Source organism: Mycolicibacterium parafortuitum (assembly GCF_010725485.1).
GTDB lineage: Bacteria > Actinomycetota > Actinomycetes > Mycobacteriales > Mycobacteriaceae > Mycobacterium.
Map to the genome: position 1 here is coordinate 402364 of NZ_AP022598.1, position 21021 is coordinate 423384.

General features: G+C 70.0%; 20 protein-coding genes. 6 read left to right on the forward strand and 14 right to left on the reverse strand.

Features of this window, described 5'->3' with window-relative positions; genetic code table 11:
• Positions 1–10: 10 nt before the first annotated feature.
• Both NTM_RS01875 and NTM_RS01880 read right to left on the reverse strand, forming a co-directional pair.
• Positions 11–451, reverse strand: coding sequence for a MarR family winged helix-turn-helix transcriptional regulator (locus NTM_RS01875; protein WP_163765258.1), 441 nt, complete (start codon positions 449–451; stop codon positions 11–13).
• A 9-nt stretch (positions 452–460) separates the two neighbouring features.
• On the reverse strand, positions 461–859 hold the full coding sequence (locus NTM_RS01880) for a hypothetical protein (RefSeq protein WP_163765259.1): 399 nt from the start codon (positions 857–859) through the stop codon (positions 461–463).
• Positions 860–959: 100 nt separating this feature from the next.
• Between NTM_RS01880 and NTM_RS01885 the strand changes: the two genes are divergently transcribed.
• Positions 960–1667: a phytanoyl-CoA dioxygenase family protein gene (locus NTM_RS01885; RefSeq protein ID WP_163765260.1), complete on the forward strand. Its 708-nt coding sequence runs from the start codon at positions 960–962 to the stop codon at positions 1665–1667.
• Between the two features lie 80 nt (positions 1668–1747).
• Complete coding sequence (locus NTM_RS01890; protein WP_163765261.1) at positions 1748–2761, forward strand: esterase family protein; 1014 nt, start codon at positions 1748–1750, stop codon at positions 2759–2761.
• A gap of 83 nt (positions 2762–2844) precedes the next feature.
• Here the strand turns inward: NTM_RS01890 and NTM_RS01895 are convergent, their stop codons facing one another.
• On the reverse strand, positions 2845–3729 hold the full coding sequence (locus tag NTM_RS01895; RefSeq protein WP_163765262.1) for a DUF4344 domain-containing metallopeptidase: 885 nt from the start codon (positions 3727–3729) through the stop codon (positions 2845–2847).
• Positions 3730–3810: 81 nt separating this feature from the next.
• Positions 3811–4242, reverse strand: coding sequence for a nitroreductase family deazaflavin-dependent oxidoreductase (locus tag NTM_RS01900; RefSeq protein ID WP_163765263.1), 432 nt, complete (start codon positions 4240–4242; stop codon positions 3811–3813).
• A gap of 144 nt (positions 4243–4386) precedes the next feature.
• On the opposite strand from NTM_RS01900, the gene NTM_RS01905 reads away from it, so the two are divergent.
• Entirely contained in the window at positions 4387–5400 is a 1014-nt protein-coding gene (locus tag NTM_RS01905) for an acetamidase/formamidase family protein (RefSeq protein ID WP_104862062.1), read from the forward strand.
• 10 nt (positions 5401–5410) lie between these two features.
• The gene (locus NTM_RS01910; protein ID WP_163765264.1) at positions 5411–6172 is read left to right on the forward strand and encodes an SDR family NAD(P)-dependent oxidoreductase; all 762 of its coding nucleotides are present in this window, start codon (positions 5411–5413) and stop codon (positions 6170–6172) included.
• Between the two features lie 5 nt (positions 6173–6177).
• Here NTM_RS01910 and NTM_RS01915 read toward each other — a convergent pair whose 3' ends face one another.
• The 10 genes from NTM_RS01915 to NTM_RS01960 all read right to left on the reverse strand — a co-directional run bounded on the left by NTM_RS01915 (position 6178) and on the right by NTM_RS01960 (position 18665).
• Positions 6178–7521, reverse strand: a complete 1344-nt coding sequence (locus NTM_RS01915) for an aminotransferase class I/II-fold pyridoxal phosphate-dependent enzyme (protein ID WP_163765265.1) — start codon at positions 7519–7521, stop codon at positions 6178–6180.
• Between the two features lies 1 nt (position 7522).
• Positions 7523–8818, reverse strand: a complete 1296-nt coding sequence (locus NTM_RS01920) for an NtaA/DmoA family FMN-dependent monooxygenase (RefSeq protein ID WP_104862059.1) — start codon at positions 8816–8818, stop codon at positions 7523–7525.
• Entirely contained in the window at positions 8815–10173 is a 1359-nt protein-coding gene (locus tag NTM_RS01925; RefSeq protein WP_163765266.1) for an NtaA/DmoA family FMN-dependent monooxygenase, read from the reverse strand. The genes NTM_RS01920 and NTM_RS01925 overlap by 4 nt, the downstream gene beginning before the upstream one ends.
• Positions 10157–11128, reverse strand: a complete 972-nt coding sequence (locus tag NTM_RS01930) for an LLM class flavin-dependent oxidoreductase (RefSeq protein ID WP_104862057.1) — start codon at positions 11126–11128, stop codon at positions 10157–10159. Before NTM_RS01930 ends, NTM_RS01925 begins: the two co-directional genes overlap by 17 nt.
• Entirely contained in the window at positions 11112–12785 is a 1674-nt protein-coding gene (locus NTM_RS01935; RefSeq protein ID WP_163765267.1) for an ABC transporter substrate-binding protein, read from the reverse strand. Before NTM_RS01935 ends, NTM_RS01930 begins: the two co-directional genes overlap by 17 nt.
• Before the next feature lie 113 nt (positions 12786–12898).
• A complete protein-coding gene (locus NTM_RS01940) occupies positions 12899–14515 on the reverse strand; it encodes a dipeptide ABC transporter ATP-binding protein (protein WP_163765268.1) in 1617 nt (538 codons plus the stop codon).
• Complete coding sequence (locus NTM_RS01945) at positions 14512–15384, reverse strand: ABC transporter permease (RefSeq protein WP_163765269.1); 873 nt, start codon at positions 15382–15384, stop codon at positions 14512–14514. Before NTM_RS01945 ends, NTM_RS01940 begins: the two co-directional genes overlap by 4 nt.
• Complete coding sequence (locus NTM_RS01950; RefSeq protein ID WP_163765270.1) at positions 15384–16415, reverse strand: ABC transporter permease; 1032 nt, start codon at positions 16413–16415, stop codon at positions 15384–15386. The genes NTM_RS01945 and NTM_RS01950 overlap by 1 nt, the downstream gene beginning before the upstream one ends.
• Before the next feature lie 19 nt (positions 16416–16434).
• Entirely contained in the window at positions 16435–17814 is a 1380-nt protein-coding gene (locus tag NTM_RS01955; RefSeq protein ID WP_163765271.1) for an NtaA/DmoA family FMN-dependent monooxygenase, read from the reverse strand.
• A gap of 8 nt (positions 17815–17822) precedes the next feature.
• Complete coding sequence (locus NTM_RS01960) at positions 17823–18665, reverse strand: sulfurtransferase (protein WP_163765272.1); 843 nt, start codon at positions 18663–18665, stop codon at positions 17823–17825.
• 222 nt (positions 18666–18887) lie between these two features.
• Here NTM_RS01960 and NTM_RS01965 point away from each other — a divergent pair, with 222 nt between their 5' ends.
• The gene (locus NTM_RS01965; protein WP_163765273.1) at positions 18888–19718 is read left to right on the forward strand and encodes a sulfurtransferase; all 831 of its coding nucleotides are present in this window, start codon (positions 18888–18890) and stop codon (positions 19716–19718) included.
• Positions 19715–21013, forward strand: a complete 1299-nt coding sequence (locus tag NTM_RS01970) for an MFS transporter (protein WP_163765274.1) — start codon at positions 19715–19717, stop codon at positions 21011–21013. Before NTM_RS01965 ends, NTM_RS01970 begins: the two co-directional genes overlap by 4 nt.
• Positions 21014–21021 lie beyond the last annotated feature (8 nt).

Here is a 21021-nt window from a genome sequence, read left to right on the forward strand (position 1 = left end):
CACCGTTGATTCAACGGTAGAGGCCGCGCTCCAGCGCGTTGAGCAGTCGTAACGCCGCGTCGATGTCGTGCTTCTCGCCGGAGGCCGCCAGGGCGTCGTCCAGCAGTCGCGCCCAGATCGCCCGCACGCGTTGCAGATTCGCCGCGGCCAGGTCGGTCGAGCGCAGCACCGCCTGCCGGTTGTCGGCGGGGTCCGAGGTTCGTCGCACCAGCCCTTTGGCCTCCAGATCGCGCAGCGCGCGGCTGAGGTTGCTGCGCTGCAACCCGGTGCCTGCGGCCACCACACTGGGGCTGACGCCGGGATGGTGGTCGATGTAGCGCAGCACGGTCACCTCGGTGACCGACAGGTCCAGCACGGCCGGATCCGCGGACGCCTGGAGCTTCACCGCGCGGGCCACGGCCGTCACGAGGTCGGCGAGATCGGCCAACTGTTCCGCGCGGGGGGCTTGCACACGCCCACGCTAGCGCTTGGGTTTCGGGTCCGGCTTCTGCGTGCCGGCGGGCTCGTCGCCGCCGCGACCGGTGAAGCGGCTCAGCGTCGAGACCCCCGGCACCGACGACACCGCCCGGTAGACGTCGTTGCCGGTCGCGACCAGCGCTTCGAGCTGGGGCAGGATCAAGTCCATGGTGCGCAGCATCGGTGCGGCCAGCGCCAGATAGCGCTCCATCCGGTCGACGGCCTGGTTCAGCCGTTCGGTCGCGGTGGCCAGATTGTCGATCAGGTCGGGGATCTCGGCCGCGAGTTTGAGCGATGCGGGCGGGATCCGCAGCGCGCTGGTGGCGGCGGCCTGCGCGGCCTCGGCCGCCTCCTGCGCGGCGGCCACCAGGTCACCGGGCCTGGGTACTTTCTGTTTCGCCATGTGTCCACCATGACGCACGGCGGGCGTCCGCGCGTCCGGTACGCGCGGCGCGCCCGAAAAGCATTGGCCCGCAGCGCCGCGGCCGTGCCACCCTCGGACCGTGGTCGATACGTTCGTCGCCGACGGTTTCGTCAGGATTCCCGCGGCCGTTCCGCGCGGGGTCGCCGACGCGGCGCGGGCGCTGCTGTGGGCGCGCCTGCACCGGGATCACGGGCTCGACCCCGACGATCGCGGTTCATGGACGCAGCCGGTGGTGTGGACGGCCGACATGACCGGGCAGGGCCCGTTCGGCGAGTTCTGCCGCAGCCCGGCACTTGCCGCCGCACTGGACGACGTGTGCGGGGCCGGTGCGTGGATACCGCGCGGCGCGCTCGGCAACATTCCGGTCCGGTTCCCGGTGGCCCCGCCCGCCGAGGACCGCGGCTGGCATCTCGACCTGAACACGCAGCAGCCGGACGGGACCTGGACGGTCAGTGCGCGCCCGCACACGGTGCTGCTGTTGACGCTGCTGTCCGACGTCGGCGCCGACGATGCGCCGACCCGGATCCGCGTGGGTTCGCACCGCGACGCGGCCGCGGCTCTCGGCGACCGCGGGCTCGACGCGGTCGCCGCGGCCGAACTGGTCGAACCGGCCAGCCGGCGACGGCCCGTCGCGCACGCGACCGGGTCCGCCGGCGACATGTACGTCGTGCATCCACTGACCGTGCACGCCGCCGACGAGCACCGCGGCGCCACCCCGCGGTTCATGGCCCAGGCGCCGGTGCTGCTGCGGGACCCGCACCGGATCCACGAGGCGGCGTCTCGATGACCACAACGTCTCGATAACAAGCCGGTCACCGCCCCGCGCGTCCCGCCGCCCGCGACGGCGGCGCTTGTAACTTCGCGCGCGTGACGTTCTTCGCGCGCATCGCCACCGCGGTGCTCCTGGCCGCAGGCCTGTTGACCGTGGCCGCGCCGCCGGAGGCGGTCGCGTTCTCGCGCGCCGGACTGCCGATCGAACAGCTCGACGTGCCGTCCCCGTCGATGGGCCGCACCATCCGCGTCGAATTCCAGGGCGGCGGGCCACATTCGGTGCTGCTGCTCGACGGTCTGCGCGCCCAGGACGATTTCAGCGGCTGGGACATCAACACCGCCGCGTTCGAGTGGTTCCACGAGTCCGGGGTGTCGGTGATCATGCCGGTCGGCGGCCAGTCGAGTTTCTACGCCGACTGGTACCGCCCGGCCAGGAACAACGACGGCACACTGACCTACAAGTGGGAGACGTTCCTGACCAACGAGTTGCCGACGTGGCTGGCCGCCAACCGGGGCCAGGATCCGTTCGGCAACGCCGTCGTGGGGCTGTCGATGTCGGGCAGCGCGGCGCTGACGATGGCGGCATGGCATCCACGCCAGTACAAGTTCGCCGCATCGCTGTCGGGGTATCTGGCGCCGTCGCAGAAGATGTGGCCGTCGCTGATCGACATCGCGATGCAGGACGCCGGCGGATTCGACTCGTTCGACATGTGGGGCAAGCCCGGGTCGCCGATGTGGCAGCGGGCCGATCCGATGCTGAACATCAACCGGCTGGTGGCCAACCGCACCGCGCTGTGGGTCTACTGCGGCGACGGCGTCGCATCGGATCTCGACGCCGGCGGTGACCTCGGGGCCAGCATCAGTGCCGGGTTCCTGGAGACGATCACGCTGAACACCAACAAGGAGTTCCGCGACAAGTACCTCGCCGCGGGCGGGCGCAACGCGATCTTCAACTTCCCGCCCAACGGCACCCACAGCTGGGGGTACTGGGGCGCGCAGCTGCAGGCGATGAAACCCGACATCGTCCGGCTGCTGAACCCGCCGCCGCCTCCCCCACCGCCGGCCCCGGCCCCGGTCCCGCCGCTGCCCGCCCCCGCCCCAGCCCCCTGACCGCGAAATATCGTTCCGGGTCGCTTTTCGGGCCCCGGGCACAGCCCTGGGTGATATCTCGCGACGTGAAGGTGTCGCGGCAGCTACTTGAAGTACGGGTCCAGCAGTGTCGACCACGCCTGGTCGAGTTGCTGCCATTCCTCCTGGCAGCCCGCCGCCCGGTCCTCGGGGAGGGCCCCTCGGGTGACCAGGTCGGCGTTGGCGTCGGGGTTGGAGCCGTAGATCCAGCACACGAGGTTGTAGACGCGCTGCATGTCCAGTGAGTGCACGTCGGCCATCGCACCGTCGTCGACGTCAGGATTGGCCGCACCGGTGGCGGCGAACACCCGCGCGAAGTCCTTGACCGCCTGCACCGACTCCGGGTCGATCTGGCCGTCGTCGCCGGGGGTCAGCAGGATGTAGGCGGCCAGCTGGTCGGCGACGTCCTCCTCGCGTCCGGTGACCGGCAGGTCGTAGACGGTGATCGCCATGTGCCCGACCTCGTGATAGAACGTCGCCCATTCGGCGTTGATGGCCGACTCGATCGCGTCCGCGTCACCGACTTCGGTGAAGATCCGCTCGCTGTTGGAGGTGTCCTCGTAACAGATGGTGATGGTCTTGTCGCTCGGGCTCCAGAACGCGTTGGCCTGGTCGCACTGCGCCCCCAGCAGCGGGATGTCGTAGGGCAGGTTCAGCGTCTGGTTGATGTCGTCGGCCATGTCCTCCAGCGCATGGTCGTCCTCCAGGAGTTCCTTGCCCCGGGCCGCGTCCGGGCTCTGGGTGTCCTGGTAGGTCGCGATCATCGTGCCGCCTGCCTCCGGCGGCGCCTCGGGAACCTGCTCCGGGTCGACCTTGCCCTTCGCGGGTTCGGCCTCGACCGACTCCGAAGCGTCCGCGGTGTCCGAGGTATCTGCTTGCTGCTGCTCGGCGTTTGCGCATGCAACGACGAGAAGACCGGCCGCCAGCAGCGGCAATATCCGTGTGCGCATAGGCTCTGCCCCTTAGCTGCGAACGTCTATTGACACGCAAGCAGATTTTTGCGGCGGGCGGCGCGACTTTGCAGTATTCGATCAGGACAGCACGAGCTCGAAGACCGGGATGACGCGGTCGGTGCGCTTCTCGTACTCACCGAACCCCGGCGCCCGCTCGACGATGCGCGGGTAGACGCTGTCCCGCTCGTCGCGGGGCAACTCCCGCGCGGTCGCGGTTCTCGGCGGATCCGCGCCGATCTCGACGGTGACCTCCGGGTGCGCGCGAATGTTGAACGCCCACGCGGGGTCCCGGTCCCGCCCGGCCGATGAGCCCACGATGTAGACGTGGCCGTCGATGTCGAAGTACCCGGTCGGCGTGGTTCGTGGCTGCCCGCTCTTGGCGCCGACGGCGGTCAGCAGCAGCAGCGGGAATCCTTCGAACTGGCCGCCGACCTTGCCGCCGTTGGACCGGAACTCGTCGATGGTGCGCTGGTTGAAATCCCGTTCACCGGCGCCCGCCTCGTCAGCCATAGGCCTAATATTCCCGCGAAATATCATTCCGGGCTGCACTTAGACCCAAATCTGCAACCCGGAATGATATTTCGCGAGCAATCCCCCACCCCCGAATTTCCCAACCGCGCTGCGCGCCCGCCGGGTCCGGACAAGGATGGCGGGATGGAGCACGTCACCTTCATCCCGACGCCCGACCAATTCCGGTACACGTTCGGCGGGGCCGAGCCGGTGATGCGGATCAAACCGCAGACGGTGCTGACGCTGTGGGCCGAGGACGCCTACGGCGGGCGGATCACCAGCGCGGCCGACGTTGCGTCCGCGGTGCTCGACACCCCGGATCTGAACCCGCAGACCGGTCCGTTCTACGTCGAGGGCGCCGAGCCCGGCGACACCCTGGCCATCCACCTGGTCGATCTGACACCGGCGCGCACATGGGGAGCGTCCACGCTGATCCCGTTCTTCGGCGGGCTGACCAGCGTGCCGGTCAGCCCCACGTTGCAGGACGCACTGCCGGAACGCACCTGGATCTACGAATACGATTCCGCGGCAAAAACGTTGGCGTTCAACGCGCACGGCAGCGAATTCAGCGTCGCGCTGCCGTCCAACCCGATGCTCGGCACGATCGGCGTCGCACCCGACCGGCGGGAGGTCCGGACCTCGCTGGTGCCCGACATCTTCGGCGGAAACATGGACACCCCCGAGATGGCCGCGGGTGCAACGTGTTATCTGCACGTCAACGTCCCGGGGGCGCTGTTCTCGCTCGGCGACGGCCATTACCGCCAGGGTGAGGGCGAGTCGTGCGGAACCGCGGTCGAGGGCGCGATGCACGTCACCGCGATCGTCGACCTGATCAAGGGCGGCACATCGGCCTGGCCCCGACTGGAGACCGACACCCACCTGATGTGTGTCGGCTCGGGCCGCCCGATGGAGGAGGCGTGGCGCGCGAGTCAGGTCGAGATGATCACCTGGCTCGGCGAACTGTACGGCCTCGACCGGTACGACGCGTACCAGTTGCTCACCCAGATCTCGCTGTGCCCGATCGCCAACGTCGTCGACACCAACTACAGCACCCTCACCAAGATCGACAAACGGCTGCTGCCGCCCGCACCCGCCTACGGCGGAATCCACGCCGAGTTGCGCTCGGCGGCAGCGTCTTTGGGCTCTGTCAACTACTAGGAGGATTGTCATGGATCTCGGACTCGCGGGCCGGCGCTTCGCCGTCAGCGGAGGTACCCGCGGCATCGGCCGCGCCGTCGTCGAAGGGCTGCTGGCCGAGGGCGCATCGGTCGCGTTCTGTGCCCGCACCCCGGAGGCGGTGGAGCAGGCAGAGGCGGAACTGACCGCAGGCGGGGGCACCGCGATCGGCGCCGCGGTCGACGTCGGTGACGCTGCGGCGGTGTCCGCGTGGCTGAACGCGGCGGCCGGCATGTTCAGCGGCCTCGACGGCGTGGTCGCCAACGTCAGCGCGCTGGCGATCCCGGAGTCGCACGAGAACTGGCGCACCACCTTCGAGGTCGACCTGATGGGCACGGTCAGCATGGTCGACGCGGCACTGCCCTACCTCCTGGAATCCGACGCCGGATCGATCGTGACGATCGCGAGCGTGTCGGGACGCGAGATCGATTTCGCCGCCGGGCCGTACGGCGCGATGAAGGCCGCGATCATCCACTACACGCAGGGGCTGGCGTTCAAACTCGCCGCGCAGGGCCTGCGCGCCAACACCGTCAGCCCCGGCAACACGTACTTCCCCGGCGGGGTGTGGCCGTCGATCGAGCAGAACGACCCGGAACTGTTCGCCGAGGCGCTGGCCCTCAACCCGACCGGCCGGATGGCGACCCCGCGCGAGGTCGCCAACGCGGTGGTGTTCCTGTCCAGCCCGGCCGCCGCGTTCGTCACCGGCACCAACCTGCTCGTCGACGGCGCGCTGACCCGTGGCGTGCAGCTGTAGCGGATTCAGTCGAAGTACTCGCGGTCGGCGGAATGCACCGCCGCGCGTACCGCGGTGGCAAGATCGGCGACCCGGGCGGGTTCCTCGGGCAGTTGCAGGATCGAGAAGCGCAGCAGCCCTTCGGTGTCGTTGACGAACGATCGGGCACCGGCGGCGGCGACGATCCCCTGCCGGGCGAGGTTGATCAGCGCCGAGGTCTCGTCGGGCACCCGGACCCAGACGACGAAGCCGTCCGGGCTGGCGGTGGCGCGCAGTCCGACGGCGGTGAACGCGTCGAGCGCGGACTGCCGCCGCAGCCGGTAGCGGCTGCGGGCGCGGGCCATCGCGAGCCCGATGTCCGGGTCGTCGATCAGGTGGGCCAGCGCGTTCTGCAGGATGCGGCTGTTGGACGCCATCCCGAAGCTGCGCAGCCGGACGGTGCGTTCGATCAGCTCGGCGCTGCCGCCCAGCACGGCGGTGCGCAGGTCGATGCCGAACGCCTTGCAGTAGCTGCGGATCCGCAGCACCCGGTCGGGCAGGTGGTGTCCCAGCGAGGCTGGTTCACCGGACGCCAGCGGGCCGGCGCTGTCGTCTTCGACCACCCAGGCTCCGGTGCCGACGATGTCGGAAAGCTCTTGGGCGCGGGCCGCGGTCAGCGCGCCGGTCATCGCGTAAGCGCCGCTGGGTTGCAGCACCAGCGCGGTGGCGCCGCGGCGGACAGCGGCCGAGACGGTTTCCACCGTGGGGCCCTGATCGTCGGCGCGGATACCGAACGCCTCGATGCCGAGCTGGCGCAGGATGTCGAGATAGCCCGGGCTGACCGGTTCTTCGACGCCGACGGGCCCGCCGGACGCCGCCGCGGCGGTCGCGAGCACTACCGCCTCGGTGCCTCCGCCCACGCAGTTCCATCCCTGCGCGGGAAACGGCCAGCCGCCCTCCACGGCACGCCGCAAGCGGTCGGTGATGTAGGCACGCTCCGGGTTGTGCAGATCAGTTGTCGCAACGAGACTCTCGGACACCGCGGCGGTCAGGTCGGGCTGCAGCGCCGGATCGGGGGTCACCAGGGCGAGCTCAACGGCGGGCCAGTCCACGGGCTCGCGGCTGGGCAGCGGCCGGTTCGGGTCGGCGACGACGGTGCCGCCGCGGCGACGGGTGTGCAGCCGCCCGCTGTCTCGGACCCGGCTCCACGCGGTCATCACGGTGCCGGGGCTGACCCCGGCGGCGCGGGCGAAGTCCCGGATCGTCGGCAGGTGGGATCCGGGGCGCAGCTCACCGCCGTCGATGAGCCGGGTCAGCCTGTGCCCCAGGTCTTTCGACGACGTCGCCTGCAGTCGCTGCGCCAGCCAGACGGCGTCGACCTGCTCGGGCATGTCAGATCCGCTCCGGCAGACCGAGCCTGCTGCGCAGGTCGTGGTCGGTGGGCGGTTTCCACAGTCCGCGCTCGGCGAGCAGCGGCATCACCTGGTCGGCGAACTGTGCGATCCCCGATCCGTAGCCGATCATGAATCCGTCGGCGGCGCCGGCGAGGAACCACCGCTCAAGTTCGTCGGCGACGGCCCGCGGTGACGCGGTCAGCGCGAAGTGGCCGTGCTCCAACGCGATCCGTTCCAGCACCTCGCGCAGCGTGACACCGGGTTCGCGGGCCCAGTTCAGATAGATCTGGGCCCGGCTGCGCCGCCCGGCCGCGGCCGCCAGTTGCTCGTCGGTCGGCAGGTGCGACGGCGGGATGGGTTCGTCCAGCGGCAGATCGGTGAGCTGGAAGTGCTCGGACTCGCGCAGCACCACCCGCCGCGCTTTCTCCAGCGCATCCGGGGTGACGTGCCGGGACCGAACCCGGCGGGCGTCGGCGGCGTCGCGGCCCAGGAACGTCCGGAAGCCGGGCATGATCAGCACCTCGTCGGGGGCGCGCCCGGTCGCTGCGACCTCCGCGCGCAGCCGGCCCGCGTAGTCGAGCGCCTGCTCGAAGTCGGGTACGGCCACGAACACGACGTCGGCGTTGCGGGCGGCGAACGCGATGCCCTCCGGTGATGACCCGGCCTGCACCAGCACCGGCCGCTGCGCCGGACCCGGTTTGTCCAGGGGTCCGCTGACCGAGAAGCACTCCCCCACATGATCGATGGCCTGCACCCGGGACACGTCGACGTAGCGGCCACCGGCCTTGTCGTCGACGACGGCGGACTCGGGATAGCTGGCCCACAGCGCGTCGACGACGTCGAGGAACTCCTGGGCCCGGGCATACCGTTCGGTCGGGGCAGGCAGTTCGCGGAGCCCGAAGTTGCCCTCCCCGGTGAACGACGTGACGACGTTCCAGGCCACCCGCCCGCCGCTGAGCCGGTCCAGCGACGCCAGCGTGCGGGCCTGGTGGAACGGCGTGCCGAACGTCGTCGACGCGGTGGTGATGAAACCGAGGTGGCGGGTACGCGCGACCAGCGCGCTGACCAGGGTCGTCGGATCGAACGGCAACCGCGGGTTGAGCTGTTTGACCGGATCGAAGCCGAGGAAGTCGGTGTAGAACAGCGCATCGAACCCGGCGTCCTCGACCCAGTTCGCGTATGTCGCGTGCTGGTCGAGATCGGTGATGTCGGCCGGGGTGACGTCCGGTTCGCGCCAGCGGGCAATCGGTCCGAATGCGTGTTCGGACGCCACCAACCGCAGACTGCGCGTCATCGGCTCAACACACCCGCTCCCAGTCGGTGCGGCGCCAGGCCGTAGTGCTCGCGCAGCGTGGTGCCCTCGTAGTCCTCGTGGAACACCCCGCGGGTCTGCAGCAGCGGCACCACGTGGTCGACGAAGTCGGCGAGCACACCGGGTGAACTGGCCACGTGGAGGTTGAACCCGTCGGCGGCGCCGGCCAGGTACCACTCGGTGATCGTATCGGCCGCCTGCTCAGGGGTGCCGATCACCGACACATGCTGGGTTCCGTTGCGGCGCAGCGCCAGGACCTCGCGGGCGGTCAGGTTGTCGCGGGCCGCGGCATCGAGCAGCCGGTCCAGCTCGCTGGCAGCGCTGCGGCTGATCTCGGCGCCGGCGATCAGGTGCAACGGCAGCGGACGATCCATGTGGAACTCCGACACCGGGATACCGAGTTGGCGGGCGAAGAACGACAGCCGCGTCGCGTCCGGGGTCGCCTCGGTCAGCTCATGATGCCGGCGCTGGGCGGCCGCTTCGGTGTCGCCGAGCACGACGAAGAAGCCGGGCAGCACCTTCATCGTGTCCGGATCACGGCCGGCGTCGGCGGCCCTGCCGCGCAACAGGTTCCGGTAGGTGACACCGCCGTCGAGCTCGGTCTGGTGGGTATAGACCGCGTCGGCGGTGCGGGCCGCCAGCGCGATCCCGCGTTCCGATGCGCCCGCCTGTACCAGCAGCGGCCTGCCCTGCCGCGACGGCGGCACCAGCGGCTCCCCGGCGACCTGGAGGCGTGCACCGGCGAACGCGGCGGGCCGGATCGCGCCCGGCCGCAGGTAATCCCCGGTGGCCTTGTCCCCGGCGATCGGATCCGGTTCCCACGCCTCCCACAGTGTCAGCACCGCGTCGACGAACTCCTCGGCGCGCGCGTAGCGCTCGTCCTTCGGATCCGCCTGCGCGGCAGAGAAGTTGCGGGCGGGCCGGTCCCCGGCGGTGACGACGTAGTTCCACGCCGCCCGGCCGTCGCTGACAAGGTCCAGCGACGCGACCTGGCGGGCCAGGTTATAGGGGTCGTTGTAGGACGTCGACGCGGTCCCGATCAGGCCGATCCGCTCGGTGCGCCCGGCGATCGCGGTCAGCGCGATGAACGGGGCCAGCGCCCGCCACGGGTGGTGCCAGTACGCGTCGTCCCACACCGGGGTGTCGGCGAGGAACACCGCCTGGAACTTGCCGCGCTCGGCGAGTTGGGCGGCCTCCACGTAGTGGTGATGCGATACGAACCACGATGGGTCGCGCTCGTCGAGCCGCCATGATCCCTTCGCCGTCCCGCCGGGAAGCAGGTTCAGGTTCAGGATCAGGCCCTGATTGTCGAGGGCACGGTCACGAGATCCGGGCATAAGCACGTCCCTCCTTACGGACCGGATCGAGCACTTCCGACACCGTCAGCGACAGACTCGACTTCCACTGCTCCAGCGTCAGCTTCGCCGGCGCGACCTGCAGCAGCACCTCGTCGACGTAGTCGAGTTCGGGATCGTTGCGCAGCCGTTCGCGCACCAGTTCAGGGTCGCCGAACCATGGCTCGCCGTCACCGTTGCGGACGTGTGTGTCGATGGCGGTCTGCCCGGCCAGCTTCCGTGCCTCCTCGGTCGTCTCGGCGACGATGACCGACCGCGACGCCGCGATCCGCTGGTGTGCACCGGCCTCCGACCGGAACGCGTCGATCGCCTCGCTGTGCCGAGCCAGGTTGCCGTGGTAGTTCAGCGCTTTCGACGAGCGCAGCAGCAGGTTGTCGCCGACCCGGCCGATCTCGCGGGCGTGCTCCGGATCGCTGGCCACCCGCCACAACCGCTGCGGCAACGTGCCGGCCGGCGGATACAGCCGGCGTCCGCCACCGAGGTCAGCCCCGTCGAGGATCGTGCGTAGGTGCGCCACCTTGTCGGCGTACACCCGCAACCGGTCGTCCCAGTCGACGCCGAACGGCCCGAACGCCCAGTCCTCCAGTCCTGAACCGAGACCCAGCTGCAACCGGCCCTGCGACAGCGCATCGGCGATCACCGCATCCTCGGCGACCCGGATCGGGTTCTCCAGCGTGATCACCACGACACCGGCGCCGAGCTTGATGGTGCGTGTGCGCTGGCTCGCCGCGGCGAGGAACACCAGCGGCGACGCGATGGTGCCCTTGTCGGAGCGGAAGTGGTGCGAGGTGATCCACGCCGTCGACAACCCCAGCTGCTCGGCGTGCTCGATCAGGTCGAGCCCGTCGTGGTACTGCCGGACCGGGTCGGCGTGGGTGTCGTTGAGCCGGAAGAAGATCCCGAAATCGGGCAACCCTTCGCTACGACGCGGTGTCATCGCCCAGCCAGGTGTCGTAGGCGTAGAAGTTCACCATGCCGCGCGGCGCGTCCAGCCACCGCTCGATCTCGTGCACCCGGCTGGTCGCCGCCGCGTTGTAGCGCTCGGTGTACAGCGGCAGCGTGGTGACCTGGTCGATCAGCGCGTACTGGGCGACCTTGTCGTAGGCGGCCTTGCGGTCGTCCTGTTCGAGGGCGGTGCGTCCGTCGGCCAGCCAGCCGTCGACCTGCGGGTCCTCCAGCTTCGGGCCGTTGATCGCGCCGCCGGTCTCGTAGATCTTTTCCAGCACCACGCCGATGTCGACGCCGCCGACCGCGCGCGGGAACGCCTCGTAGGCATTGGTCTCGCGGACCACGTCGACGGTGCCCTCGTCGCGGAACTGCAGATCCACCTCGACGCCGGCGTTGGTGCGCAGCTCGGCCTGGTAGGCCTCCAGCACGGTGGACAGCGGCGGCTTCGGCTCGGTCGCGATCACCCGCACGGTGAGGCGCTGCCCGGCGGCGTTGGTGCGGTAGCCGTCGCTGTCACGACCGGTCCAGCCGGCCTCGTCGAGCAGCTTGTTGGCCTCCTCGATGTTGCCGCCGTAGGCGTTCTCGAACTTGGCGTCGTAGAACGGGCTCTGCGGGCCGACGATGCTCCACGCGCGGTCGGAGCTGCCCTGCAGCACGGTATCGATGATCGGGTTCAGGTCCACGGCCTCGCGCAGCGCCCGCCGGACCCGCACATCCTTGGTGTTGTCGCCGGTGACGTTGAAGTACAGCGAGTACGGTGACACGTTGGACGGCTTCCACTCGAACTGGAATCCGTCGACACCGTCGAACTGGTCGATGTCGGCGGGCGCAACCTGCGCGATCGCATCGACCTCACGCGAACTCAGCAGGCCCGCACGCACATTCGGCTCAGGAACGATCTTGACGACGATCTCGTCGAGGTAGGCCGGGCCCTCGTGCTTGGCCAGCGCCGACGGCCACGCGTAGTCGTCGTTGCGGGTGAATCGCAGCTCGGCGCCCTCGACCACCTCGGAGAGGATGAACGGCCCGGTGCCGGCGATGCCGACACCACCGGCGGCCGCGTCCGGGTTCTGAAGCGACTTCGGCGAGATCTGCGCGCCCTGGATCGAGGCCAGCGTGTTCAGCCAGTTGGCGGTCGGCTCCGAGAGCACGGTGCGCACGGTGTACTCGTCGACGACCTCGGTGGCCACCAGGTTCTGGAAGGTGCTCTTCGCCGTCGACGGCGCATATTCCTTATCGGTGATGATCTTGTCGAAGTTCGCCTTCACCGCCGCGGCGTTGAACGGCTCACCGTCGTGGAACTTCACGTCTTTGCGGAGCGTGAACGTGTAGACCAGCCCGTCGGGCGAGCGCTCCCACTTCTCGGCCAGCCACGGGTGGATCGACTCGTCGTAGTCGATCGCGACCAGGCTGTCGAACGCGTTGCGCAGCACCTGCACCTCGACGCAGCAGCCGCGCACGTGCGGATTGAGCCCTTCTTCGGGATAGTCGGCCTGCGCGACGGTCAGGGTGCCGCCGTGCACGGGCTCGCCGTTTCCGCCGCCACTGGTGGTCTCGCTGCCACAGGCGGTCAGCGCCAGCAGCGCGGCCACGGCAAGTACGACCCAGCGCAACACCGGGTTCACAGGGTTTCTCCAACGGGACATGTCCAGTTCCATTTCTGAAGGGGGCAGCACGCCGTGTGCCGCCGGGTGGGCGAAGGGGTTTCTGGCGGGGCTAAATTGTGCTCAGGCGCAACAGGAACAGAGGCGCAAACACGTCATAGTGTCGGCACCGCCTTCAGCAGGGCCTGCGTGTACGGGTCACGCGGGCTGTCGAAAACCTCGTCGGCGGTGCCCTCCTCGACGACACGGCCTCGGTGCATCACCAGCACCCGGTCGGCGACGTGGTGCACCACACCGATGTCGTGCGAAATGAACAGCAGCGCGGTTTTTCGCGCGGCACGGATCTCCAGCAGCAGGTCGAGGATCTGCGCCTGGATGGACACGTCCAGCGCGGACACCGCCTCATCGCAGACCAGCAGGTCGGGGTCCGAGCCCAGCGCCCGGGCGATCGACACCCGTTGGCGCTGGCCACCGGACAGCGAGCGCGGATGCCGGTCGATGACGCCGGCAGGCAGATGCACCAGGTCGAGCAGCTCGCGGATCCGGGCGTCGCGTTCGGCGCGCGCGCGGTGCCCGAGAGCGACTGTCTCGGCGATGATCTCGCGCACCGTGTAGCGCGGGTCGAACGATCCGACGGAGTCCTGCGCGACGAGTTGCACGGCGCCCAGCCTGGAGTCGCCGAGCTCGACGTGGCCGGCGTCGGGGGCGAGCAACCCGGTGACGATCCGCGCGACGGTGGACTTGCCGGATCCGGATTCGCCGACCAGGCCCACGATCTCGGCGCGGTGGATCGCGAAGGTCACGTTCTCGGCGGCGGTGAACTGCTGCCTGCGGCCCTGCCGATAGAACTTGCCCACGGCGGCCACCTCGGCGACGATCTCTGGTCCTGTCGGGACCGGTTGCGGCGCGGGCGCTTCCGGGTCACTGAGCCGGCGGCCCCGGGTGTCGCGGCCGGGGACGGCGGCGACCAGTCGGCGGGTGTAGTCGTGCTGCGGATTGCCGATCACGTCGGTGACCGGGCCGCGTTCGACGACGCGGCCGTTGTGCATGACGATCACGTCGTCGGCGACCCGGGAGACGACGGCCAGGTCGTGGCTGATCAACAGCACCGCGCGACCGTCGTCGGCCAGGGTGCCCAGTAGCGCGAGGATGCGGGCCTGCACGGTCACGTCCAGCGCGGTGGTCGGTTCGTCGGCGATCAGCACGTCGGGGTGCCCGGCCAGCGCCGACGCGATCAGCGCGCGCTGGCGTAGCCCGCCGGAGAGCTGATGCGGATAGTTCTTGCGCCGGTACGGCGGGTCCGGGATGCCGACCGAGTCGAGCAGTTCCTCGACGGCGGCGACGCGTTCGCGGCGCGGCACCCGCAGCGCCTCGGCCACTTCGGCCTGCACGGTGCGCAGCGGGTCCAGTGAGGTGAGCGCGTCCTGCAGGACGAACCCGATCTGCGCGCCGCGCACCCTGCGCCAGTCCTTGTCGCGGTATCCGCGGGCGTCGACGCCGTGGATGTCGAGTGTGGTGGCCTCGATGCGGCTTCCCTCGCCGGCCAGCCCGACCAGGGTGCGCGCGGTCACCGACTTACCGGAGCCGGACTCGCCGACGATCGCGAGCACCCGGCCGCGGCGCAGCGTGAAGTCGACGCCGGACACCACCGGCACCGCGGTGCCGTCGGCGGCGCGCACACCGTCGAACGACACCGTGAGGCCGGCGACCTCGACGAGCACGTCCCCGGTGCGGTCCTGCGGCGCGGTGAAGATCTCGGACGTGACGGTCATGACTGGGCCCTCCGCTCGAAGCGGCGCTGCAGGTTGCGTCCGGCGATCGACACGCTGACCACGGTGATGGTGATGAACAGCCCTGGGAAGAAGCCGACCCACCACGCGATACGCAGGTCCTGCCGGGCGTCCGAGAGCATCGAACCCCATTCCGGCAGTGGAGGTGTCGGCCCGAACCCGAGGAAGCTCAGCCCGGCCGCGCCGATGATCGCGGTCCCGATCCCGAGGGTGGCCAGCACCGGCACCGTTCCCAGCGCGTTGGGCAGCACGTGCCGGAGGGTGCGCCGGGTCGCCGACGCGATCGCCAGCCGCGACTGTGCGACGTAGTCCGATTCGCGGACCCGCAAGGTCTCGGCGCGCACCACACGCCCGTAGCGCGGCGCCGACGCGATCGCGATGGCCGCGATGACGTTTCCGGTGCCGGGGCCGATCAGCGTGATCAGCATCAGTGCGAACAGCAGGTCCGGGAATGCGCCCACGGCGTCGAACACCCGCGAGATCGCTTCGTCGACGCGGCGGTGCGAGACCCCGGCGATCAGGCCGAGCAGCACACCGATCACCACGGCCAGTGCGGTGGAGGCCACCCCGATCAGGATCGAGTAGCGGGCGCCGTGCACGACGCGTGACCACACGTCGCGGCCCAGGTGGTCGGTGCCGAAGATGTGCTCGAAGCTGGGTGCGGCCAACGCGTTCGACATGTTGCTGGCCAGCGGGTCGCGCCCGGTGAACAGCCCGGGGAACAGCACCGCGATCACCAGCAGCGCCAGGATCGACGCGGCGATCAGCAGGCCGGCGTTGCGGAATCCGGTCAGCCCCGAGGACAGGGAGCGCCCCGGGAACGCGGAAGTCGTTCTGGGAATCGAGGCCATCAGCGCACCCTCAGCCTCGGGTCGATCCACAGGTACACGATGTCGACGACGGTGTTGACCGCGACGTACAGCGCGACGGCCAGCAGCGTGATGCCCAGCACCACCGGCACGTCCTGCCGGGTCACCGCGACGACGGTGGCCTGCCCGATCCCGGGCCTGCCGAACACCTGCTCGACGATGACGGTTCCGGTGAGCATGCCGCCGACCGACCAGCCGGCCAGCGTGGCCGCCGGGATCAGCGCGTGCCGCAGCCCGTGCCGGATCTTGAGCTGCCACGGGGAGATCCCGCGCGCCAAAGCGGTGACGGCATAAGGCTGTTCGAGAGACTTCTCGATACCCTCGCGCAGCACCTGGGACAGCACCGCGGCCAGCGGCAGCCCGAGTGTCAGGCTGGGCAGGATCAGGTTCTCCAGCTTCGACCCGCCGACCACGGGCAGCAGCCCCAGCTGGAACGACAGCACGGTGATGAACACGATGCCGAGCCAGAAGGTCGGGATCGACGCGAAGGTGAGCTCACCGAGGAACGCGATGCGCCGCCCGACACCCTTGCGGCCCGCCGTGGTCACCGACAGCACCAGCGCCACCACGACGGCGATCAGCGTCGCGGCCCCGGTGAGTTGGGCGCTGGCGACCAGCCGGTGGCTGAACAGGATGTCGGCGACCGGGACGCGCTGGACATAGGACATGCCGAAGTCGCCCTGCACCAGCCGGGTCAGGAAGTCGAAGTACTGCACCAGCAGCGACTTGTCCAGGCCCCATTGCGCTTCGATGGTGGCCCGCAGCTCCGGGGTGTCGAATTCGCCCATCAGCAGCGTGACCGGATCGCCCGGGGACAGGTGCACCGCGACGAACGCCGTGGTGGCCGCGAGCCACAGCACCACGACCGCCGCGAACAGCTTCTCCGCGATGTAGCGGAGCTGGTAGGCGGCACCGGCCCAGCGGCCGGCGTCGCGGGGCGGCGGGACGCGCCCGGCGTCCTGCGCCACCGCGGCGTCGGGCGGGCTGGTGGGTGAGGTCTCCAGGACGGTCATCAGACGGTGTGCGCCGGCGTCAGCCGAACGCTGCCTCCCCTACCGTGTGGAGCCGCTTGACCGGCACATGGTTCTCGAACCCGTCGCCCGGGCGCTCCAGGCCGAGGGTGTCGCGCAGCGTGGTGCCCGGGTACTCGGTGCGGAACAGGCCCTTGCGCTGCAGCAGCGGCACCACGTGGTCGACGAATTCGACGGCGACGTCGGGCAGTTGGGCGGACATCACGTTGAAGCCGTCGGCGGCACCGGCGCGTACCCAGGTCTCGATCTGGTCGGCGATCTGCTCGGGGGTTCCGACCGCGGTGACGTGGGTCAGGCCGCCGCCCTGGCGGGCCAGGATCTGGCGCACCGTGTACTTCTCCCGGCGGGCGGTACTGATCAGCGCCGCGAAATGCCCGCCCTGCGCGCCGAGTTCACCGTCGGCGGGCACCAGGTCCCACGGCAGTTCCTTGTCCAGCTCCAGTGCCTCGACCGGAACGCCGACCTGCAGCGCCAGCGCGTTGATCGCGAAGCGTTCGGTGTGCAGTTCGCGCAGCTCGATCTCCCGCTTGCGGGCCTCGGCCTCGGTGGGCGCGACCAGGGTGATCAGGCCGGGCAGCACCCGGACGGTGTCGGGATCGCGGCCCCAGCCCGCTGCGCGGTCGCGCACGGTGTTGCGGAACGCGATCGCGCCCTCGATGGTCGGCTGCACGGTGTAGACGGCATCGGCGAACCGGGAGGCCAGTCCGATGCCGTCCGGTGAGGATCCGGCCTGCACCAGCACGGGATGTCCCTGTGGTGAACGCGGAAGGGGCAAGGGCCCAGCGGTGTTGACGTACTCGCCGACGTAGTCGACAGCCCGGATCCGCGCCTCGTCGACGTAGGTTCCGGTCTCGCGGTCGGCCACCCACGCGTCGTCGGCCCAGCCGTCCCACAACGCGATGACGGCCTCGACGAACTCGTGGGCGCGCTGGTAGCGGGTGTCGTGGTCGAGCCCGTGCTCGCGGCCGAAGTTCCGGGCGACGTCGTCGCCGTTGGTGGCCACGATGTTCCACGCGGCACGGCCGTTGGAGATGTGGTCGAGGGTGGAGATCCGCCGGGCCAGGTTGTAGGCCGAGTTGTACGAGCTGGATCCGGTTGCGACCAGCCCGATGTGGCTGGTGTGTTGCGCGACGGCGGCGAACGCCAGCGTCGGGTCCAGGCCGCGGAACGGCCGGTACTCGCCGCGGTAGCGCCACACCGGGGTGTCGGCCAGGAACACCGCGTCGAACTTTCCGCGCTCGGCGATCTTGGCGCACTCGATGTAGTGCTCGAGGCTGCTGTATTGGCGGGCGTCACCGCTGCCGGCGCGCCAGGCGCCGGGGAACACGCCACCGGGAATCAGGTTGAGATTCAGGGTGATCGAGTCGTGGGGGAATGTCATCTGCGGTTTTACCTTTCTACCGGGAAGCCGACGATGCTTCCCCATTCGGTCCAGGAGCCGTCGTACACGCGCACGTTGTCGTAGCCGAGCACCTCCGACAACGCGATCCAGCCCAGCGTGGACCGGTGTGACAGCCGGCAGTAGTTGACGATCAAAGAGGTTTCCCCACCGACCTTTTCGTCGACGAGGCGTTGCAGCTCGGCGCGGTCGCGCAGTCGGCCGTGCTCGTCGAGCAGGTCCCGGAAGAACAGGTGTTTGGCCCCCGGGATGCGGCCGTGCCGCTCGGCACCGTGGTCGATCGGCGCGTTCGGGCCGCTGACCCGGGCGCCGCTGTACTCCTCGGGGGTGCGGTAGTCGAGCAGTACGACGTCGTCGCGGCCGAGCAGCGCGCGCACGTCGTCACGGCCGATGCGTAGCCGCTGTTGCTCCTCGGTCGGTTCGGGCACCGGTAGCGGCACGGTCGGCGCGGTGCGCTCGACCGCGGTGTCGGTGCTCAGCCCGGCGGCGCGCCAGGCTTCCAGACCACCGTCGAGGTAGGCGATGTCGGTATAGCCGCGCACCCGCAGCGTCCACAGCACGTACGCGGCGAACTGGGTCGGTTCTCCGGCGAGCACGATCCGGGAGCCCCGGCCGGCGCCGAGTTCGAACAGCCGCCGGGACAGTTCTTCTCCGGTGGCCAGTTCGCGTTCCAGCGGATGCCAGGCGAGGTCCTTCCAGAACACGGCGGCCGCGCCGGGGATCACGGGTTCGCCTGGGGTGTCGGCGTACACCTCGATCACCGCGAGGTCGGGGTCGTGCAGGCTCGCGTGGAGATCCTCGACGGAGACCACACTGGTGGTGATCAGGGGCATGTTCGTCCTTTTGTTACAACGCGCTTTGATACAAAATTCGTTGGGGTGCAAGCACATTAAATGGGCTGCTCAGCACGAAGTCCATAATTTCTCTTGCCGCGAGAATAATTACGGCCGCGCGATATCCGAGGGTTTTCCTCAGCCGTAGTTTTACCCACGGCACCGCCGTATCCCTATGTTATGAAACATATTCCGTGAACCAACGACACAAGGGAGCACACCATGAGTGAGGCGGACCGCTCCGCCCACCTGATCGGGCCCGCGGAGTTGCAGTCGTGGCTTGCCGACCGGCCCGAGACGGTTGTGCTCGACGTCCGGCATGTGATGCCCGCAGACCACGCCGACCGCGACGCGTACCTCGCCGGGCACCTGCCCGGCGCGCAGTTCGTCGACGTCGACACCGACCTGGCCGGCGCGAGCACCGGCCGCAACGGCAGGCGGCCACTGCCCGGCGCGGCCGAGTTCGAGAAGACGGTGCGGCAGTGGGGCATCGGTGCCGACACCCCGGTCGTCGTCTACGGCGCACCGCGCTCCCCCGCCCCGGCGCGGGCATGGTGGCTGTTGACGTGGGCGGGCGTGGCCGGCGTGCGCCTGCTCGACGGCGGCGTCGACGCATGGCCCGGCGAGCTGCAGACGGGGCCGGTGGACGCGCCGGTGGAGGGGGACTTCGTCATCCGCCCGGGCGGGCTGCCGGTCGTCGAGGTCGGCGACGTGCCGTCGTTCGCCGAACGCGGCTTGCTGCTCGACGCGCGGCCGGCGGCGAAGTTCTCCCACCCGACCGACCCTGGCGCCGGGCACATCCCCGGCGCGCGCAGTGTCCCGGTGGCCGAATTCTTCGATACCGCAGGGTTTCTGCTCCCTGACGACCGGTTGCGGGAGCATTTCGCCGCGCTCGGCATCCCGGCCGGCGCCGAACCCGCGGCCTACTGCGGCACCGGGGTGGCCGCCGCGCTCGAGGTGTTCGTGCTCGCGGTTCTGGGGATCCGGGCGCGCCTCTACGTCGGGTCCGCGTCGGAGTGGACCGCCGATCCGTCCCGTGTGCTCGTTCGGTGACGCCGCCCACCGAACGTAAGCGCCGCCTGCTTCTCGATGTCACACCGTTTCGGACCAGCCGCGCGTTCACCCGGCTGTGGATCGGCACGGCGCTGGGCAGCATCGGGCAGGAGATGACGGTGGTCACCGTCGCGCTGCAGGTCTACGCGATCACGTCGTCGACGTTCGCGGTGTCGTTGATCGCCGGTATCGGGCTCGGCCCGATCATCATCACCGGTCTCTACGGCGGCACCCTGGCCGACCGCTTCGACCGGCGCCGCGTCGCGTGGATCGCGTCGGTGATCTCGTGGGTCGCGATCGCGGTGCTGGCGGTCCATGCGCTGGTGGGCGGCACCTCGCTGTGGCTGCTGTATGCCGCCGCGACGGTCAACGCGGCCGCGGGCACCGTCGGCGGCATCACCCGCCGAGCTGTCATCCCGCGGCTGCTGCCGGCTCACCTGCTGCCCGCGGCCGGCGCGCTGAACGGGATCAACCTCGGGCTGATGGCGACCGTCGGCCCGATGCTGGCCGCCGGTGCGGTCAACGCCGGCGGCTTCCACACCGCCTACCTGATCGACGTGGTGCTGCACTGTGCGGCGTTCCTCGGCGTGTTCACGCTGCCCGCGTTGCGTCCTGTCGAAGCGACACAGGCGAATCCGGTGCGCGCGGTCCTCGACGGCGCCGCGTTCCTGCGGCGTGCCCGCAACGTGCGGTTCAGCCTGACCCTCGATGCGATCGCGATGGCGCTGGCGCAGCCGCGGGTGCTGTTCCCGGCGCTGGGTGCGGTGACGATGGGCGGCGGGGTCACGACGGTCGGCGTGCTGTCGGCGGCCGGCGCGGCCGGGTCGGCGCTGCTGGCCTTCTTCTCCGGCTGGACGGGCTCGGTGCGCAGGCAGGGGCAGGCGATCCTGATCGTCACCTACGTCTATGCGGTGATGGTCGTGCTGGCGGGCGTCATGGTCGCCGTCGCGGCGCTGCGGCCGCATCCCGGCGGGACCAACGTCGCCGCGATCGCCGCGCTGGCGGTGGTGCTGGCGATCGCCGGTGCGGTCGACAACGTCGGTGCGATCTTCCGGATGGCGATGCTGCAGGCCGCGGTGCCCGACCACATCCGCGGCCGGGTGCAGAGCATGTACACGCTGATCGTCACCGGCGGGCCACGTCTGGGCGACGTCGTCACCGGTGCGGTGGCCAGCGCGTTCTTCATCTGGAGCCCGCTGCTGGCCGGCGGTCTGCTGATGATCGTCGCGATCTGGGTGCTGGCCCGGCGGACCCCGACATTCAAGCACTACGACAGCGACAACCCGACGCCGTGAGTTCGGGC